Annotated in this window: 1 protein-coding gene; it reads right to left on the minus strand. The window is 43.6% G+C overall.

The window, feature by feature from the left end; genetic code table 11:
- Positions 1 to 74: 74 nt before the first annotated feature.
- Positions 75 to 257 (minus strand): hypothetical protein (locus L9G74_RS24410; protein ID WP_238898747.1); only part of this gene is annotated, 183 nt, incomplete at its 5' end.

The following is a 257-nucleotide window of genomic DNA, read 5'->3' on the forward strand; positions in this document are numbered from 1 at the left end:
CTTTGGCTAATATCCATACTATGGCTACAATGATAGATTCTCTGCTACTCCAGGTAAACCAGCTGCTTACATGGCTATTTTTGGCTTGCTCTAATACATAATTGCTTAATAGCTCCTGATGGCAAATCCATTGTCGTATTTGGTGGTCTCAACACATCAGCATCTGGTTTCGATAGCTCGCAAGACGTGTTTGTCTTAGACACATGTACCTTGACATGGTCCAAACCAGAAGTTAGCGGTGATGCGCCTGTTGCACG

It is taken from the genome of Shewanella electrica, assembly GCF_022321485.1.
GTDB classification, from domain to species: domain Bacteria; phylum Pseudomonadota; class Gammaproteobacteria; order Enterobacterales; family Shewanellaceae; genus Shewanella; species Shewanella electrica.